General features: G+C 61.4%; 23 protein-coding genes. 3 read left to right on the top strand and 20 right to left on the bottom strand.

Annotated features, from left to right (window positions below):
- Positions 1 to 7: 7 nt before the first annotated feature.
- From rodZ to trmJ, 14 genes are all read right to left on the bottom strand, one after another.
- Positions 8 to 949 carry a cytoskeleton protein RodZ gene (gene rodZ, locus PG897_RS02140; protein ID WP_201881756.1) on the bottom strand — a complete coding sequence of 314 codons (942 nt, stop codon included), beginning with the start codon at positions 947 to 949 and terminating at the stop codon, positions 8 to 10.
- The gene (gene tapF, locus PG897_RS02135) at positions 939 to 1,730 is read right to left on the bottom strand and encodes a PilW family type IVa pilus biogenesis/stability lipoprotein TapF (protein WP_017765910.1); all 792 of its coding nucleotides are present in this window, start codon (positions 1,728 to 1,730) and stop codon (positions 939 to 941) included. The genes rodZ and tapF overlap by 11 nt, the downstream gene beginning before the upstream one ends.
- A gap of 12 nt (positions 1,731 to 1,742) precedes the next feature.
- Positions 1,743 to 2,846, bottom strand: a complete 1,104-nt coding sequence (locus PG897_RS02130) for a bifunctional tRNA (adenosine(37)-C2)-methyltransferase TrmG/ribosomal RNA large subunit methyltransferase RlmN (RefSeq protein ID WP_005299790.1) — start codon at positions 2,844 to 2,846, stop codon at positions 1,743 to 1,745.
- 168 nt (positions 2,847 to 3,014) lie between these two features.
- Entirely contained in the window at positions 3,015 to 3,443 is a 429-nt protein-coding gene (gene ndk / locus PG897_RS02125) for a nucleoside-diphosphate kinase (protein WP_005299787.1), read from the bottom strand.
- Positions 3,444 to 3,715: 272 nt separating this feature from the next.
- Positions 3,716 to 4,999, bottom strand: a complete 1,284-nt coding sequence (pepB, locus tag PG897_RS02120) for an aminopeptidase PepB (RefSeq protein ID WP_024941375.1) — start codon at positions 4,997 to 4,999, stop codon at positions 3,716 to 3,718.
- Positions 4,996 to 6,300 carry an aminopeptidase PepB gene (pepB, locus tag PG897_RS02115; RefSeq protein ID WP_024941374.1) on the bottom strand — a complete coding sequence of 435 codons (1,305 nt, stop codon included), beginning with the start codon at positions 6,298 to 6,300 and terminating at the stop codon, positions 4,996 to 4,998. The genes pepB (PG897_RS02120) and pepB (PG897_RS02115) overlap by 4 nt, the downstream gene beginning before the upstream one ends.
- A gap of 157 nt (positions 6,301 to 6,457) precedes the next feature.
- Positions 6,458 to 6,796: an ISC system 2Fe-2S type ferredoxin gene (fdx, locus tag PG897_RS02110; RefSeq protein ID WP_005299781.1), complete on the bottom strand. Its 339-nt coding sequence runs from the start codon at positions 6,794 to 6,796 to the stop codon at positions 6,458 to 6,460.
- 1 nt (position 6,797) lies between these two features.
- Positions 6,798 to 8,645 carry a Fe-S protein assembly chaperone HscA gene (hscA, locus tag PG897_RS02105; protein ID WP_201881752.1) on the bottom strand — a complete coding sequence of 616 codons (1,848 nt, stop codon included), beginning with the start codon at positions 8,643 to 8,645 and terminating at the stop codon, positions 6,798 to 6,800.
- Between the two features lie 28 nt (positions 8,646 to 8,673).
- The gene (gene hscB / locus PG897_RS02100; RefSeq protein WP_024941372.1) at positions 8,674 to 9,192 is read right to left on the bottom strand and encodes a co-chaperone HscB; all 519 of its coding nucleotides are present in this window, start codon (positions 9,190 to 9,192) and stop codon (positions 8,674 to 8,676) included.
- A gap of 121 nt (positions 9,193 to 9,313) precedes the next feature.
- The gene (iscA, locus tag PG897_RS02095; RefSeq protein WP_270828726.1) at positions 9,314 to 9,637 is read right to left on the bottom strand and encodes an iron-sulfur cluster assembly protein IscA; all 324 of its coding nucleotides are present in this window, start codon (positions 9,635 to 9,637) and stop codon (positions 9,314 to 9,316) included.
- Positions 9,638 to 9,652: 15 nt separating this feature from the next.
- Positions 9,653 to 10,036: a Fe-S cluster assembly scaffold IscU gene (gene iscU, locus PG897_RS02090; protein ID WP_005299770.1), complete on the bottom strand. Its 384-nt coding sequence runs from the start codon at positions 10,034 to 10,036 to the stop codon at positions 9,653 to 9,655.
- 54 nt (positions 10,037 to 10,090) lie between these two features.
- On the bottom strand, positions 10,091 to 11,305 hold the full coding sequence (locus PG897_RS02085; protein ID WP_017781684.1) for an IscS subfamily cysteine desulfurase: 1,215 nt from the start codon (positions 11,303 to 11,305) through the stop codon (positions 10,091 to 10,093).
- A 57-nt stretch (positions 11,306 to 11,362) separates the two neighbouring features.
- Positions 11,363 to 11,866, bottom strand: coding sequence for a Fe-S cluster assembly transcriptional regulator IscR (gene iscR, locus PG897_RS02080; RefSeq protein WP_011705634.1), 504 nt, complete (start codon positions 11,864 to 11,866; stop codon positions 11,363 to 11,365).
- A gap of 93 nt (positions 11,867 to 11,959) precedes the next feature.
- Entirely contained in the window at positions 11,960 to 12,688 is a 729-nt protein-coding gene (gene trmJ / locus PG897_RS02075) for a tRNA (cytosine(32)/uridine(32)-2'-O)-methyltransferase TrmJ (RefSeq protein WP_017765915.1), read from the bottom strand.
- Between the two features lie 180 nt (positions 12,689 to 12,868).
- Here trmJ and PG897_RS02070 point away from each other — a divergent pair, with 180 nt between their 5' ends.
- The gene (locus PG897_RS02070; protein ID WP_017787219.1) at positions 12,869 to 13,285 is read left to right on the top strand and encodes a hypothetical protein; all 417 of its coding nucleotides are present in this window, start codon (positions 12,869 to 12,871) and stop codon (positions 13,283 to 13,285) included.
- Here PG897_RS02070 and ubiT read toward each other — a convergent pair.
- Complete coding sequence (ubiT, locus tag PG897_RS02065; protein ID WP_024941371.1) at positions 13,232 to 13,771, bottom strand: ubiquinone anaerobic biosynthesis accessory factor UbiT; 540 nt, start codon at positions 13,769 to 13,771, stop codon at positions 13,232 to 13,234. The two genes, PG897_RS02070 and ubiT, sit on opposite strands and share 54 nt — an antisense overlap.
- 190 nt (positions 13,772 to 13,961) lie before the next feature.
- Here ubiT and ubiU point away from each other — a divergent pair, with 190 nt between their 5' ends.
- Together ubiU and PG897_RS02055 are read left to right on the top strand one after the other, a co-directional pair.
- A complete protein-coding gene (gene ubiU, locus PG897_RS02060) occupies positions 13,962 to 14,957 on the top strand; it encodes a ubiquinone anaerobic biosynthesis protein UbiU (protein ID WP_024941370.1) in 996 nt (331 codons plus the stop codon).
- 12 nt (positions 14,958 to 14,969) lie between these two features.
- The gene (locus PG897_RS02055; RefSeq protein ID WP_043170951.1) at positions 14,970 to 15,842 is read left to right on the top strand and encodes a U32 family peptidase; all 873 of its coding nucleotides are present in this window, start codon (positions 14,970 to 14,972) and stop codon (positions 15,840 to 15,842) included.
- 133 nt (positions 15,843 to 15,975) lie between these two features.
- Here PG897_RS02055 and nlpI read toward each other — a convergent pair whose 3' ends face one another.
- The 5 genes from nlpI to yajC form a co-directional block, all read right to left on the bottom strand.
- Positions 15,976 to 16,923, bottom strand: a complete 948-nt coding sequence (gene nlpI / locus PG897_RS02050; RefSeq protein WP_005299750.1) for a lipoprotein NlpI — start codon at positions 16,921 to 16,923, stop codon at positions 15,976 to 15,978.
- 90 nt (positions 16,924 to 17,013) lie between these two features.
- Entirely contained in the window at positions 17,014 to 17,382 is a 369-nt protein-coding gene (locus PG897_RS02045) for a rhodanese-like domain-containing protein (protein WP_024941368.1), read from the bottom strand.
- Positions 17,383 to 17,481: 99 nt separating this feature from the next.
- Positions 17,482 to 18,429 (bottom strand): protein translocase subunit SecF, encoded by a 948-nt coding sequence (gene secF, locus PG897_RS02040; RefSeq protein ID WP_017780047.1) that lies wholly within the window; start codon positions 18,427 to 18,429, stop codon positions 17,482 to 17,484.
- Positions 18,430 to 18,438: 9 nt separating this feature from the next.
- Positions 18,439 to 20,292 (bottom strand): protein translocase subunit SecD, encoded by a 1,854-nt coding sequence (gene secD, locus PG897_RS02035; RefSeq protein ID WP_005299734.1) that lies wholly within the window; start codon positions 20,290 to 20,292, stop codon positions 18,439 to 18,441.
- A gap of 18 nt (positions 20,293 to 20,310) precedes the next feature.
- Complete coding sequence (gene yajC, locus PG897_RS02030; RefSeq protein ID WP_005299732.1) at positions 20,311 to 20,646, bottom strand: preprotein translocase subunit YajC; 336 nt, start codon at positions 20,644 to 20,646, stop codon at positions 20,311 to 20,313.
- Positions 20,647 to 20,660: the final 14 nt, after the last annotated feature.

Below are 20,660 nucleotides of genomic sequence, written 5' to 3'. Positions count from 1 at the left end.
GGACAGATTACTCCTGCGGCAGTGAGAGGCGAGCAGTCCGGCCGTTGTTGTAACGGCTCATGTCGATGGACTTGCCCTTGTATTCGATATTGATGGCCATGGGCGCACCAATGATGAATTTGAGCGGCTCGGGTCCTTCCAGTACCAGTTCGTCATTGGCCTTCTTGAGGCCGCTGAACAGGGTCTTGCCATTGGCATCCTTGACGTCCAGCCAGCAGTCGGCGGTGAAGCTCATCTTGAGCTGGGGCACCTTGGCAGGCTCGCTCGCGGCGGTGTCGTCAGCCGGTTGCGTGGCGGCAGCGGCAGACGTCTCGGCAGTGGTGGTCGCCACGGCGCTGCTGGCATCCGCCGGCAGAGTGGTCGCAGCGGCATCGCTCACCACCGGGGTTACGGCAGCGTCTGCGGCGGCGGAAGCGGCAGGAGCCAGTACCGGCTCGGCAACATCGACGGCCGGAGTGGCGCTCGGCGTATTGGGGTTGCGGGCTGCGCCCATTTCGGTCGCGGCCAGGGCCTCGTCACCGGCGGAGCGACGCGCCGTGCTCTGCCACCACCAGACGACGGAGAGGGCGATCAGCACCAGGATCACCAGCCAGGTGACAACCTTGAGGCGGCTGTCGTTGGCCTGCTGACGGGAGCGACGAGAGAAGCTCTGCATGTCGATGTTGTCGGGCGGTGTCAGGCCCAGCTTGTCATAAGCGGCGAGGATGGTCTCTTCCGGAATACCGACCAGCTTGGCATAGGTACGCAGATAGCCGCGGATGAAGGTATGGGAGGTATGTTTGTCATACGTATCCGATTCAATCGCGGCAATCAGGGTCAGACGAAGGTGAATGCGGGACGCAACCTGTTCTCGCGTCCAGCCGAGCTGTTCACGGGCGTTGCGCAGCAGCTGGCCTGGGCCAACTGCCTGGGAGTCGTCTTGGAAATCGTGTGGCTGTTCAGTAGTCATTGGCTAAGTAACGCTTGGCTTGTTGCGAAGTGGGATATTGCCTTACCAGCTCAGTCCCGAATTGGTGAAGTAGTGCCGGTTTGTCCATGGCCTGCGCCAGCCGCAATCTCAACCAGAGACTGTTCTCGTTCTCGTCCGATACATCGGCAAAACGGGCGAGATAGGCCTGCACATCAGGCAGCTTGCCATCTTTCATGGAAAGCTCCGCCATGTCCAGCAATAACCTTGGATTGCGGGGATTATACCCCAAGGCCAAGCGATAGTACTCGCTTGCTTTATCATTTCTGCGATTTTGCGCGGCGCAAAGTGCCGCGTTTTCATAGGTATCGGCGATCTTGATGTAGTTCGGCTGGCTGACGGCCTGCAGGAAGGCTTTCTCAGCCTCGTCGAAACGACCGCGATTGCAAAGGAAGGCGCCATAGTTGTTCATCGCGTCAGCATTGGACGGATCCACGGCAAGGGCTTTCTGGTAACTGGCTTCGGCTGCCTTGTAATCTTGCACCTGCTGGTAGAAGTAGGCAAAACCGATGTAAACCTGAGGATTGGCGGCGTCGTACTGGAGGGCGCGATCAAGGTTGAACTTGGCCTGCTCGGCGTTGCCCTGCTGCAGATACTGGATGCCCAAATCCAGACGGGTCTGGGCTGCCGCCTTGAGGTCGGGACCGACCTCACGCTGGGTGGAATTCTGGCCAGCGTAAGTGGTCTCGGTAACACAGCCTGGCAGCGCACAGAGCGCTGCCACTACGATCAATGTACGTGTATCCATTCCCTGACTATACAATGGCTTAGCAAGTTAAACCATTTTGACGGAAATCCCATCCTGTTGCATCCGATTTTTCATGGTGCGCTTGGTGCGATCGATCACCTCCCCCACCAGCTGACCGCAGGCCGCATCGATGTCGTCACCACGGGTCTTGCGGACAATGACGGTGAAGCCGTACTCCATCAGAACCTTGGAGAAACGGTCAATGCGACTGTTGCTCGGCTTGCCGTAAGGGTTGCCCGGGAAGGGGTTGAACGGGATCAGGTTGATCTTGCTCGGGGTGTCCTTGAGCACCTTGGCCAGTTCGTGGGCATGCTGCATGTCGTCATTGATGTGATCGAGCAGCACATACTCCACCGTGACCCGGCCGCCGTTGGCGTTGGACTTGCCGAGGTAGCGACGCACACCGGCCAGGAAGGCTTCGATGTTGTACTTGTCGTTGATCGGCATGATCTCGGAGCGCAGTTTGTCGTTGGGAGCGTGCAGGGAGATGGCCAGCGCCACGTCGATCTGGTCGCCCAGCATGTCCAGCGCCGGCACCACGCCGGAGGTGGAGATGGTGACCCGGCGCTTGGAGATGCCGTAGCCGTAGTCATCCATCATCAGGCGCATGGCCGGCACCACGTTGGCGAGGTTGAGCAGCGGCTCGCCCATGCCCATCATCACCACGTTGGTGATGGGACGCTTGCCGCCGACGATCTTGGCGGCGCGCCACACCTGACCGATGATCTCGGAGACTTTCAGGTTGCGGTTGAAGCCCTGCTGGGCGGTGGAGCAGAACTTGCACTCCAGGGCGCAGCCCACCTGGGAGGAGACACACAGGGTCGCCCGATCGTCCTCGGGGATGTAGACGGTCTCCACCTCCTGGCCGCCGACCTGCAGCGCCCACTTGATGGTACCGTCGGAGGAGCGCTGTTCTCGGCTCACTTCCGGCGCCCGGATCTCGGCGATCTCCTTGAGACGCTCGCGCAGCACCTTGTTGACGTTGTTCATCTGATCGAAATCATCACAACCAAAGTGATAAATCCACTTCATTACCTGATCTGCCCGGAACGGCTTCTCGCCCAGTTCGACGAAGAAGGCACGCATGGCATCCCGATCGAGATCCAGCAGGTTGGTTTTTGTTTCGCTCATCAAGGGCCTCAGCTCACACACTTCATAAATTATCGGCTGACCTACGTCAGGGGGCGGCATTGTACAAATTATGGGTCCGGCTTTCCACCTGGAGAATAAGGGGATATTGACCGAATGACCAAAAAACAAAAGGGAGCCGAGGCTCCCTTGAGATTCTGCTGACGAAAATCAACCGCGCGGGCAGATCTCGGCGTCAGAGAAGAAGTAGGCGATTTCACGAGCGGCAGAGGCCGGCGCATCGGAGCCGTGCACGGCGTTGCGATCGATGCTCTCGGCGTAGCAGGCGCGCAGGGTGCCGGCCAGGGCCTCTTTCGGGTTGGTGGCGCCCATGATTTCACGGTGACGACGGATGGCTTCTTCGCCTTCCAGCACCTGGATCATGACGGGGCCGGAGGTCATGAAGCTGACCAGACCGTCATAGAAAGGCTTGCCCTGGTGCTCGGCGTAGAAACCGGCGGCTTGTTCGCTGCTCATGTGCAGCATCTTGGCGGCGATGACTTTCAGGCCAGCGCTCTCGAAACGGTTGTAGATGGCACCGATCAGGTTCTTGCTGACGGCGTCCGGCTTGATGATGGAGAAGGTACGTTCGATGGCCATTGAGATCTTTCCTTAACTACAGAGATTTATTGTTAGAATCCATGTTCGGCGGCGATTATACGTAAACAAAAACCGAAATAACACACAGAAAAGCAACTTTTTATTAAACAATTCCATCCCTAAAACAACATCACCACTCATCTTGGCCCAGGCCGGCAGGAAAAAATGTGCGCTTGCGCACGATCACCATGCTAACCCCCTGAAACATTGGCTATTGCCCATCTTCTGCAATATGGGAAAGGGCACCCGCAGGTGCCCTTGATGTGGTTCTCTCAGCGGGTTTCCGCCAGCAGGGTGTGGGCGATGGTGCGCATCCCCAGGGTATTGGCCCCCGGAGCCCACAGATTGTCGCCGTTGTCGCTGAAGCAGGCAGCGAGATCCACGTGCAACCAGCCTCGCCCTTCGTTGCCCACGAAGCGGGAGAGGAATCCGGCCGCATTGGAGGCGCCGCCCGGGCCACCGCCCGGCACGGGGCGGCTGTTGGCAGTGTCAGCATAGTGGGACGGACACTGCTGGCTGTGCCAGGGCTCCAGCGGCAGCGGCCAGGCAGGCTCCTGCTCGGCATCCGCATAGGCCATGGCGCGGCTCACCAGCCCCTTGTCGAGGCCAAACAGCGCATTGTAGCGTCCACCCAGCGCCATCACAGCCGCCCCGGTCAGGGTGGCGGCGTCGATGACCAGCGGCGCGCCGGATTCGCCGGCCAGTTGCAGACCGTCGGCCAGCACCAGGCGCCCCTCGGCGTCGGTGTTGACTATCTCCACCGTGGTACCGTTCTTGTAGGTGAGGATGTCACCCAGCTTGTAGGCGTGACCCGAGACCAGGTTCTCGGCGCAGCAGAGGATAAGCTTCACCCGCTTGTCGAGGCCGCGCAGGATGGCCAGCGCCAGCGCGCCGGTGACGATGGCGGCGCCCCCCATGTCGTGCTTCATGGTGAGCATGCCCTGGGAGGTCTTCATGGAGTAGCCGCCGGAGTCAAAGGTGATCCCCTTGCCCACCAGGGCCGCGGCCACCGGGGCCTTGGGATCCCGACCTGGATTGAAGTCCAGCTCCAGCATCACGGGCTCGCGCTCGCTGCCACGACCGACCTGGTAGAGACCGACCCAGCCCGCCTGTTGCAGCGCCTCCCCTTTGAGGATGCGATGGCTGATCTTGTCGGGGGCCAGCTCGGTGAGGAAGGCGGCAGCTTCGACCGCCAGCTCCAGCGGTCCCAGCTGCTCGGGGGTGGCATTGGTCATCTCTCGCACCCAGCGCCCGCACAGCCAGCGCGCTTCCAGCTCCTCCCTGTCCTCCTCGGACGAGGTGGCCCACTGCAGCGCCACTTCCGCCTTGGGTGTCTGCAGCCCCTGGGCAAAGGCCCATTGCTGCTCGCGCTCCCAGTGACCGGCCAGCACCACCTTCTGGATCCCCTGGCTGCACAGGCGCCGCGCCGCCTGCTGGATGTCCAGCAAGGGGGTGGCGGTCACCAGATGGATCACCATGCCATCGGCGCGGTGAGAGAGCAGCGCCCCCTCCCCCCACTCGGCCGGCGCAAATTCTCGGCTCAACCAGACGTTCATGCGCCCACCTCCTGCAACCAGCGGGCAATCGTGCGCAGACCGTGGCCCTTGGCACCGGTCGCCCACAGATCGTTACCCGATTTTTGATAGGAGGCGGCCAAGTCCAGGTGTACCCAGCCCTTGCCTTCATCACGCACGAAGCGCGACAAGAAGGCGGCTGCCGTGGTGGCGCCGGCGGTCCCTTCGGCGGATGCCACGTTGCCCAGCTCGGCAAAGGCAGAGGTGAGCTGGCCCGCGTGCCAGGGCTCCAGCGGCAGCGCCCAGGCCTGCTCGTTTTCGGCTTTGGCGGCCGCCAGCGCACGCACCTGCTCGACCTCATCAAGGGCGAACACGGCGTTGTAGTCGCGACCCAGCGCAGTCTTGGCGGCGCCGGTCAGGGTAGCGGCGTCGAGGATATAGGCTGCCCCGCTTTCGCTGGCGGCCAGCAGGCCATCGGCCAGCACCAGACGGCCTTCCGCGTCGGTGTTCTGGATCTCGACCGAGATGCCGTTGCGATAGGTGAGGATGTCGCCGAGCTTGAAGGCGTGGCCGGAGACCAGGTTCTCGGCGCAGCAGAGGATCAGCTTGACCCGTTTGTCGAGGCCGCGGCTGATGGCCAGCGCCAGCGCGCCGGTCACCATGGCGGCGCCACCCATGTCGGATTTCATCGGCAGCATGTTGTCGGAGGACTTCATGGAGTAGCCACCGGAATCGAAGGTGATCCCCTTGCCCACCAGGGCCGCCAGCACGGGAGCGTTGGCATCCCCGGTCGGGTTGTAGTCGAGCTCGAGCAGCACGGGCTCGCGCTCGCTGCCACGGCCCACCGACCAGATCCCGATGTGACCGGCCTCCTGCAGTGCCTCCCCGGCGGTAATGCGGGCGGTCACCTTGTCACCGGCGAGGCTGCGAATGAGCAGCAGGGCGGACTCCGCCAGGCTCATGGGATAGATCTCCTGCGGGCAGCCGTTGGTCACCTCGCGCACCCAGCGAGCCGCCTTGAGCAGGGCTTCCAGCTCACGAGCCTCCTGCGCTGACTGCTCACCAAAGTCGAGCTCGCGCACGCCCTTGGCAGCGTAAAAGCCCTGGGCGAAGGCGTAGCGACGCTCCCGATCCCAGCCCTCACCCACCAGCTTGACGCGCTTGATGCCGCTCGACTCGAGGCGTCTGGCCCCACGCTGGATGGCGCGCAGCGCCTCCTTCTCCTGGCCGCCGCGGCCCAGATGGAGATGGGCTTCGTCGCCGTTGAAACTGAGCAGGGCACCCTCGCCCCAGTGGGCAGCGGCAGCCTGGGAAGACAACCGTACGTTCATCATGTCAGCCATGTTCTCTTGCTTCCTTTTTATTGGCACTTTCATCAACGAATAGGGAGATCGCGGGCACAAAAAAGGCCGCGCCCTCAAGGGTCACGGCCTTCACCATATCATTACTGCACCACGAGATGCTGCACGCGCAATTCACTCATGTGTAATTAAGAGGTCATCAGTGGCGCTCAGACGCCAGATTCAGGGTGTACTTGGGCAGTTCCACCACCAGATCCTCGTCCGCCAGTCTGGCCTGGCAGCTGAGACGGGATTCAGGCTCCAGTCCCCACGCCTTGTCCAGCATGTCATCTTCCAGCTCGTCGCTCGGCTCGAGGGAGTCGAACCCTTCCCGCACCACACAGTGGCAGGTGGTGCAGGCGCAGGACTTCTCGCAGGCGTGCTCGATCTCGATGCCGTTGCGCAGCGCGATGTCCAGAATGGTTTCACCGGTCGCGCCTTCGAGGGCCGCGCCGTCCGGACAGAGCTCGGGATGGGGCAGAATAATCAGTTTTGGCATATTACACCTTGTTGACGTTTTGTCCGGTCAGCACCTTGCGGATGGAGGCATCCATCCGGCGGGCTGCAAATTCGCCACTGGCAGCGTCCGCCGCCTCGATGGCCTCTTTGATCTGGTTGGTGGTACCCGTGCTGCGCATGGTCAGCAGATGGGCGATGGCAGCATCCAGCTCGGCCCGCTCGGCGGCGCTCAACAGCGCTTCGCCATCGGCGGCCAGCGCGGCGTTGAGGCTCTCGACCACCCGGTCGGCCTCGACCTGCTGCTCCGCCAGCATGCGGGCGTCCATGTCCTGCTGGGCATTGGCGATGGAGGCGCTCAGCATGTTGAGGATGTCATCCTCACCCAATCCGTAGGAGGGCTTGACCTGGATCTCGGCCTGCACGCCGGAGGATTTCTCCATGGCGCTGACCGACAGCAGACCGTCCGCATCCACCTGGAAGGTGACGCGAATGTGGGCCGCCCCCGCCGCCATGGGCGGAATGCCGGTCAGGGTGAAGCGGGCCAAGGATCGGCAATCCGCCACCAGCTCGCGCTCGCCCTGCACCACGTGGATCGCCATCGCAGTCTGGCCATCCTTGAAGGTGGTGAACTCCTGAGCGCGGGCCACCGGAATGGTGGTGTTGCGCGGGATCACCTTCTCGGCGAGGCCCCCCATGGTTTCTAACCCTAAGGAGAGCGGAATGACGTCCAGCAGCAGCATCTCGGCATCGGGCTTGTTGCCCACCAGGATGTCGGCCTGGATGGCGGCACCGATGGCCACCACCTTGTCGGGGTCGATGCTGGTCAGTGGCGTACGTTGGAAGAACTCCCCCACCAGCTCGCGCACCAGCGGCACCCGGGTGGAGCCGCCGACCATCACCACTTCCAGCACCTCTTCCTGTTCGAGACCCGCATCGCGCAGGGCGCGGCGACAGGCCAGCAGGGTGCGCTTGACCAGCGGCTGGATCAGCTGGTCAAACTGGCTGCGGGTGACGGTGCCCTGCCAGCCGGCAAAGGCGCAGGCAACGGCATCGGCATCGGTGAGACCGTGTTTGACGGCGGCGGCGGCGTCCAGCAACTCGCGCTGGGTACGGGCATCGAGCTGACCGGACAACCCGGCTTGCTCTTTCAGCCAGTCCGCCAGCAGGTGGTCGAAATCATCGCCACCGAGGGCCGAGTCGCCGCCAGTGGCCATCACCTCAAACACCCCGCGATGCAAACGCAGAATGGAGATGTCGAAGGTACCGCCACCCAGGTCATAGACGGCGATCACCCCTTCCTGACCGGAGTCGAGGCCATAGGCGATGGCGGCGGCGGTCGGTTCATTGAGCAGACGCAGCACGTGCAGACCGGCCAGTCTGGCCGCATCCTTGGTGCCCTGGCGCTGGGCGTCGTCGAAATAGGCGGGCACTGTGATCACCACGCCGTCGAGATCGCCACCCAGGGCGGCGGCGCCCCGCTCGGCCAGTTTTTTGAGGATCTCGGCCGAGACCTGCACCGGGTTGACCAACCCCTGACGGGTCTGCAGCTGCGGCATACCGTTGTCGGCCGCCACGAATTCGTAGGGCTGCTGGCGGGTATCGATGTCGGCCAGCGCCTTGCCCATCATCCGCTTGGCGGAGACGATGGTGTTGTGCGGGTCGAGGGCTGCCTCGCGCTTGGCATCGAAGCCGACCCGGATGGTATCGGCCTGGTAATGCACGACGGAGGGCAGCAGATCACGCCCCTGCTCGTCACAGAGGGTGTCGGCCTGACCGCTGCGCACGGCGGCGACCAGCGAGTTGGTGGTGCCAAGGTCGATGCCGACGGCACGCTTGTGCTGATGAGGTGCGGCGCTCTGGCCGGGCTCGGCGATTTGCAGTAATGCCATGGGTAATCAAACTTCCAGCGTTAAAGGATCAAGACTCGAACAGGGAGTCTTCGAATCGTTCCAGCTCCTCGAGGAGCTTGTCGACAAACTTGAGCTTGCGAACGCAGTCAGCGGCCTTCTGATCATCGCCGGTGGCGAGGCTCAGGGTCAGCTGCTGCATCAACTGCTGGTGATCATGCCTGATCTCCTGGCGAAAATCCTTGATGGCCCGCTCAGGGTCGGCTTCGCCTTTCAGATCGGCCAGCCGCTCGCGCCACTCCAGTTGCTGCATCAGGAAAGCGGGATCTTGCAGCGTCTGCTGCTCGCCGCGGATATCGGTACCACGCAGGGAGAGCAGGTACTCGGCTCGGCGCAGGGGCGCCTTGAGGGTAGTGAAGGCATCGTTGATCTGGGCGGCACGTTGCACCGCGACCAGCTGTTCCCGCTCGGGAGCCGTGGCAAAACGATCGGGATGGAACTGGGTTTGCAACTGACGGTAGGTATCCGCCAACTGACGGGTATCGAGCTCGAAGCCTTCCACCAGCCCAAACAGCTCGAAATGATTCATGCAGACCTCTTAGAACCTGATGCGACCGCCGTCCTGCTCGCCCTCGGCAAACGGGACGGCGTGGTTGAACTGGCCGTGGCCGGCCGGTTCAACACATGCGCAATCAGGTGTAGCAAACATCTCAGACACTGAAGCTTTCGCCGCAACCACACTCACCCTTGGCGTTGGGGTTGTTGAACTGGAAGCCCTCGTTGAGGCCCTCCTTGACGAAGTCCAGCTGGGTACCATCCAGGTGGATCAGGCTCTTGGCATCGACGATGATCTTGACGCCGTCCAGCTCGAATACCTGATCTTCATCCGCCAGCTCGTCGACAAATTCGAGCACGTAGGCAAGACCGGAACAGCCGGTGGTCTTGACGCCGAGGCGCAGGCCGATGCCCTTGCCCCGGTTGGCCAGAAAAGAAGAAACCCGTGCCGCTGCGGCATCTGTCATGGTAATGGCCATACTGCGCTCCTGACCTTAGAGACCTTTCTTCTGCTTGTAATCGGCGATGGCGGCCTTGATGGCATCCTCGGCCAGAATGGAGCAGTGGATCTTCACCGGCGGCAGCGCCAGCTCTTCGGCGATGTCGGTGTTCTTGATGCCGGCTGCTTCGTCCAGGGTCTTGCCCTTGACCCACTCGGTCACCAAGGAGCTGGAGGCGATGGCGGAGCCACAACCATAGGTCTTGAACTTGGCATCTTCGATGATGCCGTCGTCGCTGATCTTCAGCTGCAGCTTCATCACGTCACCACAGGCCGGCGCACCGACCATGCCGGTAGCGATGCTGGGATCGTTCTTGTCGAAGCCGCCTACGTTACGTGGGTTCTCGTAGTGGTCGATTACTTTTTCACTGTAAGCCATATCTAACTCCTGCTAATTCCGTTGTTCACCAAACACTTGCTCTCTTGGCAAGGATCAGTGATGAGCCCATTCGACCGTGTTCAGATCGACGCCGTCCTTGTACATCTCCCACAGGGGAGACATCTCGCGCAGACGACCGATGGAGTCACGGATAAGCTTGATTGCGTAATCAATCTCTTCTTCGGTGGTGAAGCGACCCATGCTGAAACGGATGGAGCTGTGCGCCAGCTCGTCGTTCAGGCCCAGGGCGCGCAGCACGTAGGAGGGCTCCAGGCTGGCCGAGGTACAGGCAGAACCGGAAGAGACCGCCAGATCCTTGAGCGCCATGATCAGGGATTCCCCTTCCACATAGGCGAAGCTGACGTTGAGGTTGCCCGGTACACGCTGTTCCAGGTCACCGTTGATGTAGACCTCTTCGATATCCTTGATGCCGTCCCACAGACGCTGACGCAGGGCCATGATGCGCTCACCCTCGCTCGCCATCTCTTCTTTGGCGATGCGGAAGGCTTCGCCCATGCCGACGATCTGGTGAGTCGGCAGGGTGCCGGAACGCATGCCGCGCTCGTGGCCGCCACCGTGCATCTGGGCTTCCAGGCGCACACGGGGCTTGCGACGCACGTAGAGGGCACCAATGCCTTTCGGGCCGTATACCTTGTGGGCGGACATGGAGAGCAGGTCAACCTTGAGCGCTTCCACGTCGACCGGGATCTTGCCCACGCTCTGTACCGCATCCACGTGCAGCAGGATCTTGCGGGAGCGGCACAGCTCGCCGATAGCGGCGATGTTCTGCACCACGCCGATCTCGTTGTTGACGTGCATGATGCTGACCAGAATGGTGTCATCGCGCAGGGCGCCTTCGATCTGCTCCAGAGTGAACAGGCCGTTGGGCATCGGTTCGAGGTAGGTTACCTCATAGCCTTCGCGCTCCAGCTGGCGGCAGGTATCCAGTACCGCCTTGTGCTCGGTCTTGGAGGTAACGATGTGCTTGCCCTTGCCGGCGTAGAAGTGGGCGACGCCCTTGATGGCCAGGTTGTTGGACTCGGTGGCGCCGGAGGTGAAGACGATCTCGCGCGGGTCGGCACCGATCAGCTCTGCCACTTGATTACGGGCCAGGTCGACCGCCTCTTCGGCTTGCCAGCCGAAACGGTGGGAACGGGAAGCTGGATTGCCGAACAGGCCATCCATGGTGAGACACTGCATCATTTTTTCTGCGACACGCGGGTCCACCGGACAGGTTGCCGAATAATCAAGGTAAATAGGCAGTTTCATGTTTTTCTCCGTTACAGCCTGGGTCATACATCGACCGGCTGTGGAAAGCACGTTTGTTTATAGTTGGACTTTCAAGCTCACATCGCCGCGTTCTGCCCGATCAACCAGGGACAACACGGTTTTCATCTGTTCGTCTTGCTTGCCGGCAATACGGCGCACATCCGCCTGATCAACCAGCTCGGCCAGGGTGATATCCCCCAGGAAGCTGGAGATTCGCTCGCTCAGGTCACGCCACAAGGAGTGAGTAAGACACTGGGTGCCGCCGTGGCAGCCGCCCTTGCCGAGGCACTTGGTGGCATCCACCGATTCATCCACCGCGGTGATCACCTGACCGACCGAGATGGCATTCGGGGCCAGACCGAGGCGATAGCCGCCACCGGGGCCACGCACGCTGCTTACCAGGCCATGCTTGCGCAGGCGGGCAAACAGTTGCTCCAGATAGGACAAGGAGATGCCCTGGCGCTCTGAAATATCAGCCAGGGGCACGGGCCCCTGCTCTGCATGCAACGCCACGTCGAGCATGGCAGTCACAGCGTAACGTCCTTTTGAGGTCAGTCTCATATGCCTTACCGTCTTGCGAACCAATCAATATGGGCATATGGTCACATACCCGACTAAATCAGTCAAGTATATGGTTGAGTAATTCAGTCGGGTTTAATCCTGCGGCCTGGGTTTTTGCACCGAGGTCAGAATGCCGCGCAGAATGTTGAGTTCCACCGCCTCCGGACGTGCCCGGTTGAACAGGCGACGCAACTTGTTCATCACCTGCCCCGGGTGGTCATCGGTGATGAAGCCGGTCTTGAGCAGCGTCTGTTCCAGATGCTGATAAAAACCTTCCAGTTGATCGGCACTGGGATACTCCACTGCCATCCCGCTGTCGCCTGCTTGCTCTTGCTGCTGCAGCCAGTGCATGCGCACCTCATAACAGAGGGTCTGCACCGCCATGGCCAGATTGAGGGAGCTGTACTCGGGATTGGCCGGGATGGCCACGTGGTAGTGGCACTTTTGCAGCTCGTCGTTGGTGAGGCCGGTACGTTCACGGCCAAACACCAGCGCCACCGGATGCTGCATACCTTCAGCCACCAACTTCTCGCCCGCTTCGCGGGGATCCAGCATGGGCCAGCTCAGGGTGCGGGAACGGGCACTGGTACCGATCACCAGGCCGCAATCGGCGATGGCTTCATCCAGCGTCGCCACGACACGGGCATTGGCCAGGATGTCGCTGGCACCGGCAGCCAATGCATTGGCATTGCCATCGGGCAGGGCTTGCGGATCAACCAGCACCATCTGACTCAAGCCCATGGTCTTCATGGCGCGTGCCGCAGACCCCATGTTGCCGGTGTGAGAGGTGTTTACCAACACGATACGAATCTGATCCAACATGCCCAGTCAATCTTCAGTCAAAAATGGCGCGCAATTGTAACATAGCCAATCGCTATTTTGGCACCGTAAATGGCGCTCCATTTCACAACTATCGCGCCGGTTTGTAGAACAAAGCGGCATGAGGCGGGCACAAGGGCGGGCTAAACTTGGAGGATGGGAAGGTGAAAGAGGGGAGACCACATGTGCCCGCGCTGGCTTTATGAGAAGCTGCCGGCCTGCTATCTGCTGGCAGCCATCGGTATCATCGCACTCAGCCACTCCCCGCTGCTCTGGCTGGCGGGGGGCCTGCTGTTTGTCGCTGGGGCCGCCAGCTGGATGATGCGCTCCAGCTATCGGCGCACCGATCTGGTCATCTTCCCAAACAAGGTCTGGCTGCAGCCGGAGTGGTTCTACGAGGCCCAACCTTTCCTCTGGCTGGTGCTGGGGCTGCTGCTGTCACGCCAGCAAGGCGCCGGTGCCCTGCTGGCGCTGCTGCCCTGCCTCTGGGCCCTGCGCTGCCTGTGGGCCCGCAACCACTATCGCCATCATGCCGAGGGGCTAGCCTCACAGCTGAGACGCCACCCCACCCGCCGGCGCAGAATGCGCCTCTTGCGCTGAGCTGGCCCTGGCCTGCTCGATAAAGCTGGCGAGATCCATCAGCGGATAGCGCACCAGGCTCGGCAACCCGTCCAGATCCAGGCTGTCCATCAGGTTTTTTACCTCCAGTCCCAGCTCAGTATTTCCTTCAATCTTCAGCTTGCGCTGGAAGAAGAGGGAGTCGGGGTCTTCCTTGCGACCGGCAATCAAGATGAGATCGTTGCTGCTGCCGCTGAAGCAGACATCGGCCTGTTCACAGTGACGGGCCACCACCAGCTTGCCCTCCTGCTCGCTGATGAACCAGCAGAGCTCGAGATCCGATACCTCGACCTTGAGCCACTTGCCGGCCAGAAATGCAAAGTCGCCATCGGCGATGGCCTCCTTGAAGACGCTGGCCAGCAGGCGCTCCATCAAATGCTGTTGCAGGGCAAAGGGCACCAGCTTGAGGGGATGGCGCAAGAAGCGGGGGGCCTGTTCGACCAGGCGATGTTGCAGTTGTTTGAACACGATGAACTCCCAGTTTTTTGCGCATTCAAACACAGGGTCAGCGCCATGATCCTGTTGGAAATCAAACTTGTGCCCACTTACCTCAAGAAGGGTAAAGCCACACAAAGCTGCCTCAGGTCAAAAAGTGGAAGGACGCCGGTGAATACAATCGGGCCACTTTTTTGCATTTTTGCCCTCTCGGAGCGTACCGATGGAATTACTCTGTCCGGCAGGCAGTCTGCCGGCACTGAAAACAGCCGTGGATAACGGGGCCGATGCCGTCTATATCGGCTTCAAGGATGACACCAACGCCCGCCATTTCGCCGGGCTCAACTTTACCGACAGCAAGCTGGAGAAAGCGGTCGACTACGTGCATCAACATGGCCGCAAGCTGCACATCGCCATCAACACCTTCGCCCACCCGGGCTCCGATGCCCGCTGGCAGCAGGCGGTGGACAAGGGCGCCGCACTGGGTGCCGATGCCCTGATCATCGCCGATCTCGCCGTGCTCGATTATGCCAGCCGCCGCTACCCGGATCTGGAGCTGCACGTCTCGGTGCAGGCCAGCGCCACCAACGCCGCCGCCATCCGCTTCTACCAGCAGCACTTCAACGTCGGACGAGTGGTACTGCCTCGCGTGCTCTCCATGCACCAGGTGAAACAGCTGGCCCGCGAGACCGACGTCGGCCTCGAAGTCTTCGCCTTCGGCAGCCTCTGCATCATGGCGGAGGGGCGCTGCTACCTCTCCTCCTACATGACCGGCGAGAGCCCCAACACCGTCGGTGCCTGTTCACCGGCCAAGTTCGTGCGCTGGGAGGAGACCCCAAGCGGCCTCGAGTCTCGCCTCAACGAAGTGCTCATCGACCGTTACGGCCCGGGGGAGAACGCCGGCTACCCAACCCTGTGCAAGGGGCGCTTCGAGGTAGACGGTCAGACCTACCACGCGCTGGAGGAGCCCACCAGCCTCAACACCCTGGGCCTGTTGCCCGAGCTGTTCCAGACCGGCATCCAGTCGGTCAAGATCGAGGGGCGCCAGCGCAGCCCCGCCTACGTGGAGCAGGTGACCCGGGTCTGGCGCGCCGCCATCGACGCCTATCAGGCCAACCCCGAAGCCTATCAGGTCAAGGCCGAGTGGGATGCCCAGCTCGCCCGCGTCTCCGAGGGGAGCCAGACCACCCTCGGTGCCTATCATCGCCAGTGGCAATAAGGAGCCCTGTTCATGAAATTCTCTCTCGGCCCCCTGCTCTTCTACTGGCCCAAGGCCGACACCCATGGCTTCTATCAGGCGGCCGCCCAAAGCCAGGCCGACATCGTCTATCTGGGGGAAACCGTCTGCAGCAAGCGCCGCGAACTGAAAGCGGATGACTGGATTGCCCTCGCCCGCCAGGTGGCCAGCTCGGGCAAGCAGGCGGTGCTCTCCACCCTGGCTCTCATCTCCGCCCCCTCCGAGCTCAAGGAGGTCAAACGGCTGGTCGACAACGGCGAGCTGATGATCGAGGCCAACGATCTGGGCGCGGTCCAGCTCGCCAGCGAGGCCGGGTTGCCGTTCGTCTGCGGTCCCGCCATCAACGCCTACAACGCCGACGTGCTGCGCATGCTGCTCAAACAGGGGATGCAGCGCTGGGTGATGCCGGTGGAGCTGTCGCGCGACTGGCTGGTGCAGCTCAATCAGGATCTCGGCCGCGCCCGCCAGCAGTTCGAGGTGGAGGTGTTCGCCTACGGCCACCTGCCGCTCGCCTATTCGGCGCGCTGCTTCACCGCCCGTTCACTCGATCGGCCCAAGGACAACTGTGAACTGGCCTGCATCGACTACCCCACCGGCCGGCTCGCCAGCAGTCGCGAGGGGCAGAAGGTGTTCAACCTCAACGGCATCCAGACCCAGTCCGGTTACTGCTACAACTTGGGCAACGATCTGGCCGGCATGGAGGGTTTGGTGGATGTGGTACGGCTCTCCCCCGAGGGGTTGGATACCCTGACGATGCTGGATCGCTTCAAGGCCAACGAACGGGGTCAGGCCCCCCTGCCCCTGCAGCAGGAGCGGGACTGCAACGGCTACTGGCGCCAAATCCCCGGCATGATGCTGGCGCAGTAATTGCGCCCTTACTGGCGGGCGGGCACGGTGGTCACTCTATGCAATGGCGCCGTAAAACCTGACACCCAAACAGCAAAAAGGCCTCGCTATGAGGCCTTTTCCATATCGTTCAAAGCGGTGACAGTCAGCAAGCTCAGGATGCCTGCTTGCTGCTCTTGCCCTGGGCACTCTGGGCGCCGGGCGGCAGGGGTTTGCGCGCCATCAGCTCCAGCTCGAGCAGGGCATATCTGTGCTCGATGAAGTCATACACGTTGTTGGCCAGCGCCAGCTTGAAGTAGCTGATGGCCTCCTTGCGATTGCCCCTGGCCAGCTCGAACTTGCCGAGGTAGAAGTAGGTTTCACACAGGCGCTCGGCGAGCTCCCGGTTGTCCTTCACCCCTTTCACCACGTTGCCCATCAACTGGGTAGCGTTGAGTTCGCCGGTATAGAGACGCACCAGATCCCAGTTCCAGGCGTCGTCGTCATACTTGTTGAGCCGCTCGCGCATCCGGCTCATGGCGGCCGGCGCATTGAGCTTCTGCTCGGCCAGATAGAGCCAGATCACCCGGTAGGGATCTTCCGGCTGCGCCTCGTAGAAGCGCTTCATATCGGCCGCAGCCAGCTCGGGGCGATTGCCGTAATAGAGCGCAATACCACGGTTCAGATAGGCATAGTCATAATCGGGAGCCAGCTCGAGGGCGGAATCAAATGCCTCGTAGGCCTCGTCATAATTCTGCTGTTGCACCAGATAGACGCCGATGAAGTTGTAGGCTTCGGCGAAATCCGGCTTCTCCCGCAGGGCACGGTTGAAATCCAGCCGCGCCAGAGAGCGCAAGCCTACCCGGTCAAACACGACAGCACGCTCATAAAACAGTTCGGCCCGTTGCTCGGTGGTCAATTCCATCTCACTGAGCATCTGCCCGAGTCGCGCCAACGCCAACTCGCTCTGGTAAGAGACCTGCAGGGGGGTCGCCAATACCAGTGAAGCGGGTTGCGGCTTGGGAACTTGAGGCGTTTGAACCTGACTGCTACTGCTGCAACCCCACATGGGGAGCAGCAACAGGATACCAAGGAGGTATCCAATCCCTTTCCTGACGTTCAATGAACACTCCGACGCTTACGCTTGACCCGGCATATGGTAAAGGTCAGCCGACACTTTGTCATGTGGCTGAGCCTCTCTCCCTCAAATAAATCAGGATTCGACAGGGTATCCGGCATCACACCAGCCCCGAAAGCCACCATCCACGCTGACCACCCGGCCATAGCCCATCTTCTGCAGGTTCTCCGCCACCAGAATGGAGCGAAAACCGCCACCACAATAGAGATAGAGCTCGGTGTCGGGATCCGGATAATGGGTCTCGATATCCCGCTCGATCACCCCGCGCCCGAGGTAGGTCGCGCCCGGCAGATGGCCCCTGGCCCACTCGCTCTCTTCCCGCACGTCGACCAGGTGAAAGGTGCGCCCCTCCTCCTGCCAGCGCTTGATCTGGTGCACGTCGGTCTCCTGCACATGGGGGCGAATGGCCTCTACCAGCGCCAGAAAACGGGGATTGTGTTGCATGGCTTGCTCCTTGCCTCTTGGCCAATGGCCGTGGGTGAAACCGTCATAATGACTCACCCGGATGATAAGAGAAAGGGCGCCTCGTGGCGCCCTTGTCATTTACGGCAGGATCTCTTGCTGATCCGCCCCCTCTTTCTCCACCTGGGTCGGCAGCATGTGCTCCCGCTTGACCCCGAAGAACATGGCGAACGAGCTCGCCACATAGATGGAGGAGTAGGTACCAAACGCCACACCGATCACCATGGCCACCGAGAAGCCGTGGATCAGTGGACCGCCCTTGAGCAGCAGCGCCACCACCACCACGAAGGTCAGGCCGGAGGTGATGATGGTCCGGCTCAGGGTCTCGGTCATGGAGAGATCCAGGATGTACTCGGTATCCCCCTTGCGCACCTTGCGAAAGTTCTCCCGCAGGCGGTCGAACACTACGATGGTGTCGTTCAAGGAGTAACCCACGAGCGTCATCAAGGCCGCCAGCACGGTCAGGTCGAACTCGTACTGGAAGTAGGCGAAGACGCCCAGGGTGATCACCACGTCGTGCACCAGGGAGAGGATGCCGCCCATGGCCAGACGCCATTCGAAGCGTACCGCCACGTAGATCAGGATACAGATGATGGAGGCCAGCATGGCCAGCGCACCGTCCGTCGCCAGCTCGTCACCCACGGAGGGGCCGACGAACTCCACGCGCTTGAGCACGGCGCCCTGATCGATCACCTTGGCGGCCGCCAGCACCTCGTTGCCCTGCTGCTCCACCTTGACCCCCTCTTTCGGGGTCAGGCGCACCAGCACGTCACGGCTGGAGCCGAAGTGTTGCAGGGTCGCCCCTTCAATCTTCTGCTCGTCCAGCACCTCGTGCATCTTCTCCAGGCTCACCGACTGCTGGAAGCCCACCTCGATGGTGGTGCCGCCGGTGAAGTCCAGACCCCAGTTCAGACCCCGATCGAACAGGAAGAACAGGGAGATCACCATCAGCAGGGTAGAGAAGACCACACCCGGCTTGGCAAAGCGCATGAAGGGGATGGGCTTTTCAAAATGTAGAATCTGAAACATGTCTCTTCCTTAGATCGGCAGCTTGTCGAGGCGCCGACCACCCCAGGCCAGGTTGATGATGGCGCGGGATACCGTGATGGCGGTAAACATGGACGCACTCAGACCAATCCCCAGCGTCAGGGCGAAGCCCTTGATGGCGCCGGTACCGATACCGAACAGGATCACACAGGTGATGAGCGAGGTGATGTTGGAGTCGGCGATGGTCGAGAATGCCCGATCAAAGCCCAGGTGGATCGCCTGCTGCACGCCGCGGCCGTTGCGGATCTCTTCACGAATGCGCTCGTAGATCAGCACGTTGGCGTCCACCGCCATGCCCAGCGTCAGCACGATACCGGCGATGCCCGGCAGGGTCATGGTGGCCCCCGGGATCATCGACATGATGCCGACGATCAGCACCAGGTTCATGGAGAGGGCAATGTTGGCCACCCAACCGAAGGCACGGTAGTAGATCCCCATGAACAGCACGATCACCAGCATGGCCCAGCCGATGGCTTCCATACCGCTGTCGATGTTCTGCTGACCCAGGCTCGGGCCAATGGTGCGCTCTTCCACGATCTGGATCGGGGCGATCAGCGCACCAGCACGCAGCAGCAGCGCCAGGTTGTGGGCTTCGTTGGCGTTGTCGATGCCGGTGATGCGGAACTGGCTGCCAAGGCGCGACTGGATGGTGGCGACGTTGATCACCTCCTCCTGCTTGCGGAACTTGCGCTTGCCGTCCGGACCCGGCTGACCGACCGGCTTGTATTCGATGAATACGGTGGCCATGCCCTTACCGACGTTGTCCTTGGTAAAGTTGGCCATCTTGTTGCCACCCTGGCCATCGAGCTTGATGTTGACCTGGGGACGGCTGTATTCGTCGAAACCGGACTGGGCACCCACGATGTGGTCACCGGTCAGGATGATGCGCTTTTGCAGCACCACCGGACGACCGTTGCGATCGTTGTAGACCTTGGAGCTCGGCGGTACGCGACCGTCGGCCGCAGCCTGGATGTCGGCGGTCTCATCGACCATGTGGAATTCCAGGGTCGCGGTCGCGCCCAGGATCTCCTTGGCACGGGCGGTGTCCTGGATACCAGGCAGTTCCACCACGATGCGCTCGGCACCCTGCTGTTGTACCAGCGGCTCGGCGACACCCAGTTCGTTCACCCGGTTGCGGATGATGGTGATGTTCTGCTCGAGGGCGTACTTCTTCACCTCCTTGACCTTGGCTTCACTTAAGGAGGCCAGCAGGACGAACTCGTCCCCCTTCTGCTCGGTGGTAAAGGTGAGATCCGGGTTCTGACGACGCAGGAAGGAGACCGCCTTGCTCTGGTCGGCTTCGTCGCGGAAGACCACCTGCACCTGATCACCGACCCGGCGCACGCCGGAGTAACGGATCTTCTGGGTACGCAGCTCGGAGCGGAAATCCTGCACCATCTGCTCCTGCTGCTTGGCCAGCGCTTCGGCCATGTCCACTTCCATCAGGAAGTGCACGCCGCCACGCAGGTCCAGACCCAGCTTGAGCGGGTTGGCACCGATGGCTTCGAGCCAGGCAGGGGTGGAAGGCGCCAGGTTGAGTGCGGTAATGAAGTTGTCACCCAGCTTGTTGGCGACCAGATCGCGCGCCTTGAGCTGCTCTTCGGTGTTCTTGAAACGAATCAGAATGAAGCCGTGTTCGAACGCCGCATGCTTGACCGGGATCTTCGCCTCGTCGAGGGTCGCTTTCACCAGGTCAAGGGTATCAAGCTTGACTTCGGCACCCCGGCTGGCAGAGATCTGCAAGGCCGGGTCTTCGCCGTAAAGATTGGGGGCTGCATATAGAAAACCGATGGCGATCACCACGATCACCATCAGGTATTTCCACAGCGGATAGCGATTTAACACGCTGTGCTCCTCGGGAGATTAGAGGGACTGGATAGAACCCTTGGGCAGAACGGCAGAGACGAAATCACGCTTGATGGTGACCTGGGTCTGATCGTTCAGGGACAGCACAATGTATTCGCTGTCGGCGGAAACCTTGGCGATCTTGCCGACCAGGCCGCCGGAAGTGAGCACTTCGTCACCCTTGGAGAGGGAACTCATCAGATTGCGGTGATCCTTGGCACGCTTGGCCTGGGGACGATAGATCATGAAGTAGAAGATGAGACCGAACACGGCCAGCATGATGATCATTTCCATGCCACCACCCTGTGCCGCCGGAGCCGCGCCTTCTGCATATGCCTTGGAGATAATGCTCATTTAACAACCTCTTA

Origin of the sequence: Aeromonas sp. QDB20, assembly GCF_027707805.1 — a bacterium.
GTDB classification, from domain to species: domain Bacteria; phylum Pseudomonadota; class Gammaproteobacteria; order Enterobacterales; family Aeromonadaceae; genus Aeromonas; species Aeromonas dhakensis.
Note: the sequence above shows the minus strand (reverse complement) of the source record. Positions and strands in the feature narration are given on the sequence as shown.

Coding starts and splice junctions, on each gene's coding strand:
- ubiU (WP_024941370.1), top strand. CDS start 13,962: ATGGAATTACTCTGTCCGGCAGGCAGTCTGCCGGCACTGAAAACAGCC.
- PG897_RS02085 (WP_017781684.1), bottom strand. CDS start 11,305: ATGAAACTGCCTATTTACCTTGATTATTCGGCAACCTGTCCGGTGGAC.
- hscA (WP_201881752.1), bottom strand. CDS start 8,645: ATGGCATTACTGCAAATCGCCGAGCCCGGCCAGAGCGCCGCACCTCAT.
- iscR (WP_011705634.1), bottom strand. CDS start 11,866: ATGAGACTGACCTCAAAAGGACGTTACGCTGTGACTGCCATGCTCGAC.
- PG897_RS02055 (WP_043170951.1), top strand. CDS start 14,970: ATGAAATTCTCTCTCGGCCCCCTGCTCTTCTACTGGCCCAAGGCCGAC.
- fdx (WP_005299781.1), bottom strand. CDS start 6,796: ATGCCAAAACTGATTATTCTGCCCCATCCCGAGCTCTGTCCGGACGGC.
- PG897_RS02070 (WP_017787219.1), top strand. CDS start 12,869: ATGTGCCCGCGCTGGCTTTATGAGAAGCTGCCGGCCTGCTATCTGCTG.
- rodZ (WP_201881756.1), bottom strand. CDS start 949: ATGACTACTGAACAGCCACACGATTTCCAAGACGACTCCCAGGCAGTT.
- PG897_RS02045 (WP_024941368.1), bottom strand. CDS start 17,382: ATGCAACACAATCCCCGTTTTCTGGCGCTGGTAGAGGCCATTCGCCCC.
- iscA (WP_270828726.1), bottom strand. CDS start 9,637: ATGGCCATTACCATGACAGATGCCGCAGCGGCACGGGTTTCTTCTTTT.
- iscU (WP_005299770.1), bottom strand. CDS start 10,036: ATGGCTTACAGTGAAAAAGTAATCGACCACTACGAGAACCCACGTAAC.
- hscB (WP_024941372.1), bottom strand. CDS start 9,192: ATGAATCATTTCGAGCTGTTTGGGCTGGTGGAAGGCTTCGAGCTCGAT.
- PG897_RS02130 (WP_005299790.1), bottom strand. CDS start 2,846: ATGAGCGAAACAAAAACCAACCTGCTGGATCTCGATCGGGATGCCATG.
- pepB (WP_024941375.1), bottom strand. CDS start 4,999: ATGAACGTCTGGTTGAGCCGAGAATTTGCGCCGGCCGAGTGGGGGGAG.
- ndk (WP_005299787.1), bottom strand. CDS start 3,443: ATGGCCATCGAACGTACCTTCTCCATCATCAAGCCGGACGCCGTCAGC.
- pepB (WP_024941374.1), bottom strand. CDS start 6,300: ATGGCTGACATGATGAACGTACGGTTGTCTTCCCAGGCTGCCGCTGCC.
- trmJ (WP_017765915.1), bottom strand. CDS start 12,688: ATGTTGGATCAGATTCGTATCGTGTTGGTAAACACCTCTCACACCGGC.
- secF (WP_017780047.1), bottom strand. CDS start 18,429: ATGTTTCAGATTCTACATTTTGAAAAGCCCATCCCCTTCATGCGCTTT.
- yajC (WP_005299732.1), bottom strand. CDS start 20,646: ATGAGCATTATCTCCAAGGCATATGCAGAAGGCGCGGCTCCGGCGGCA.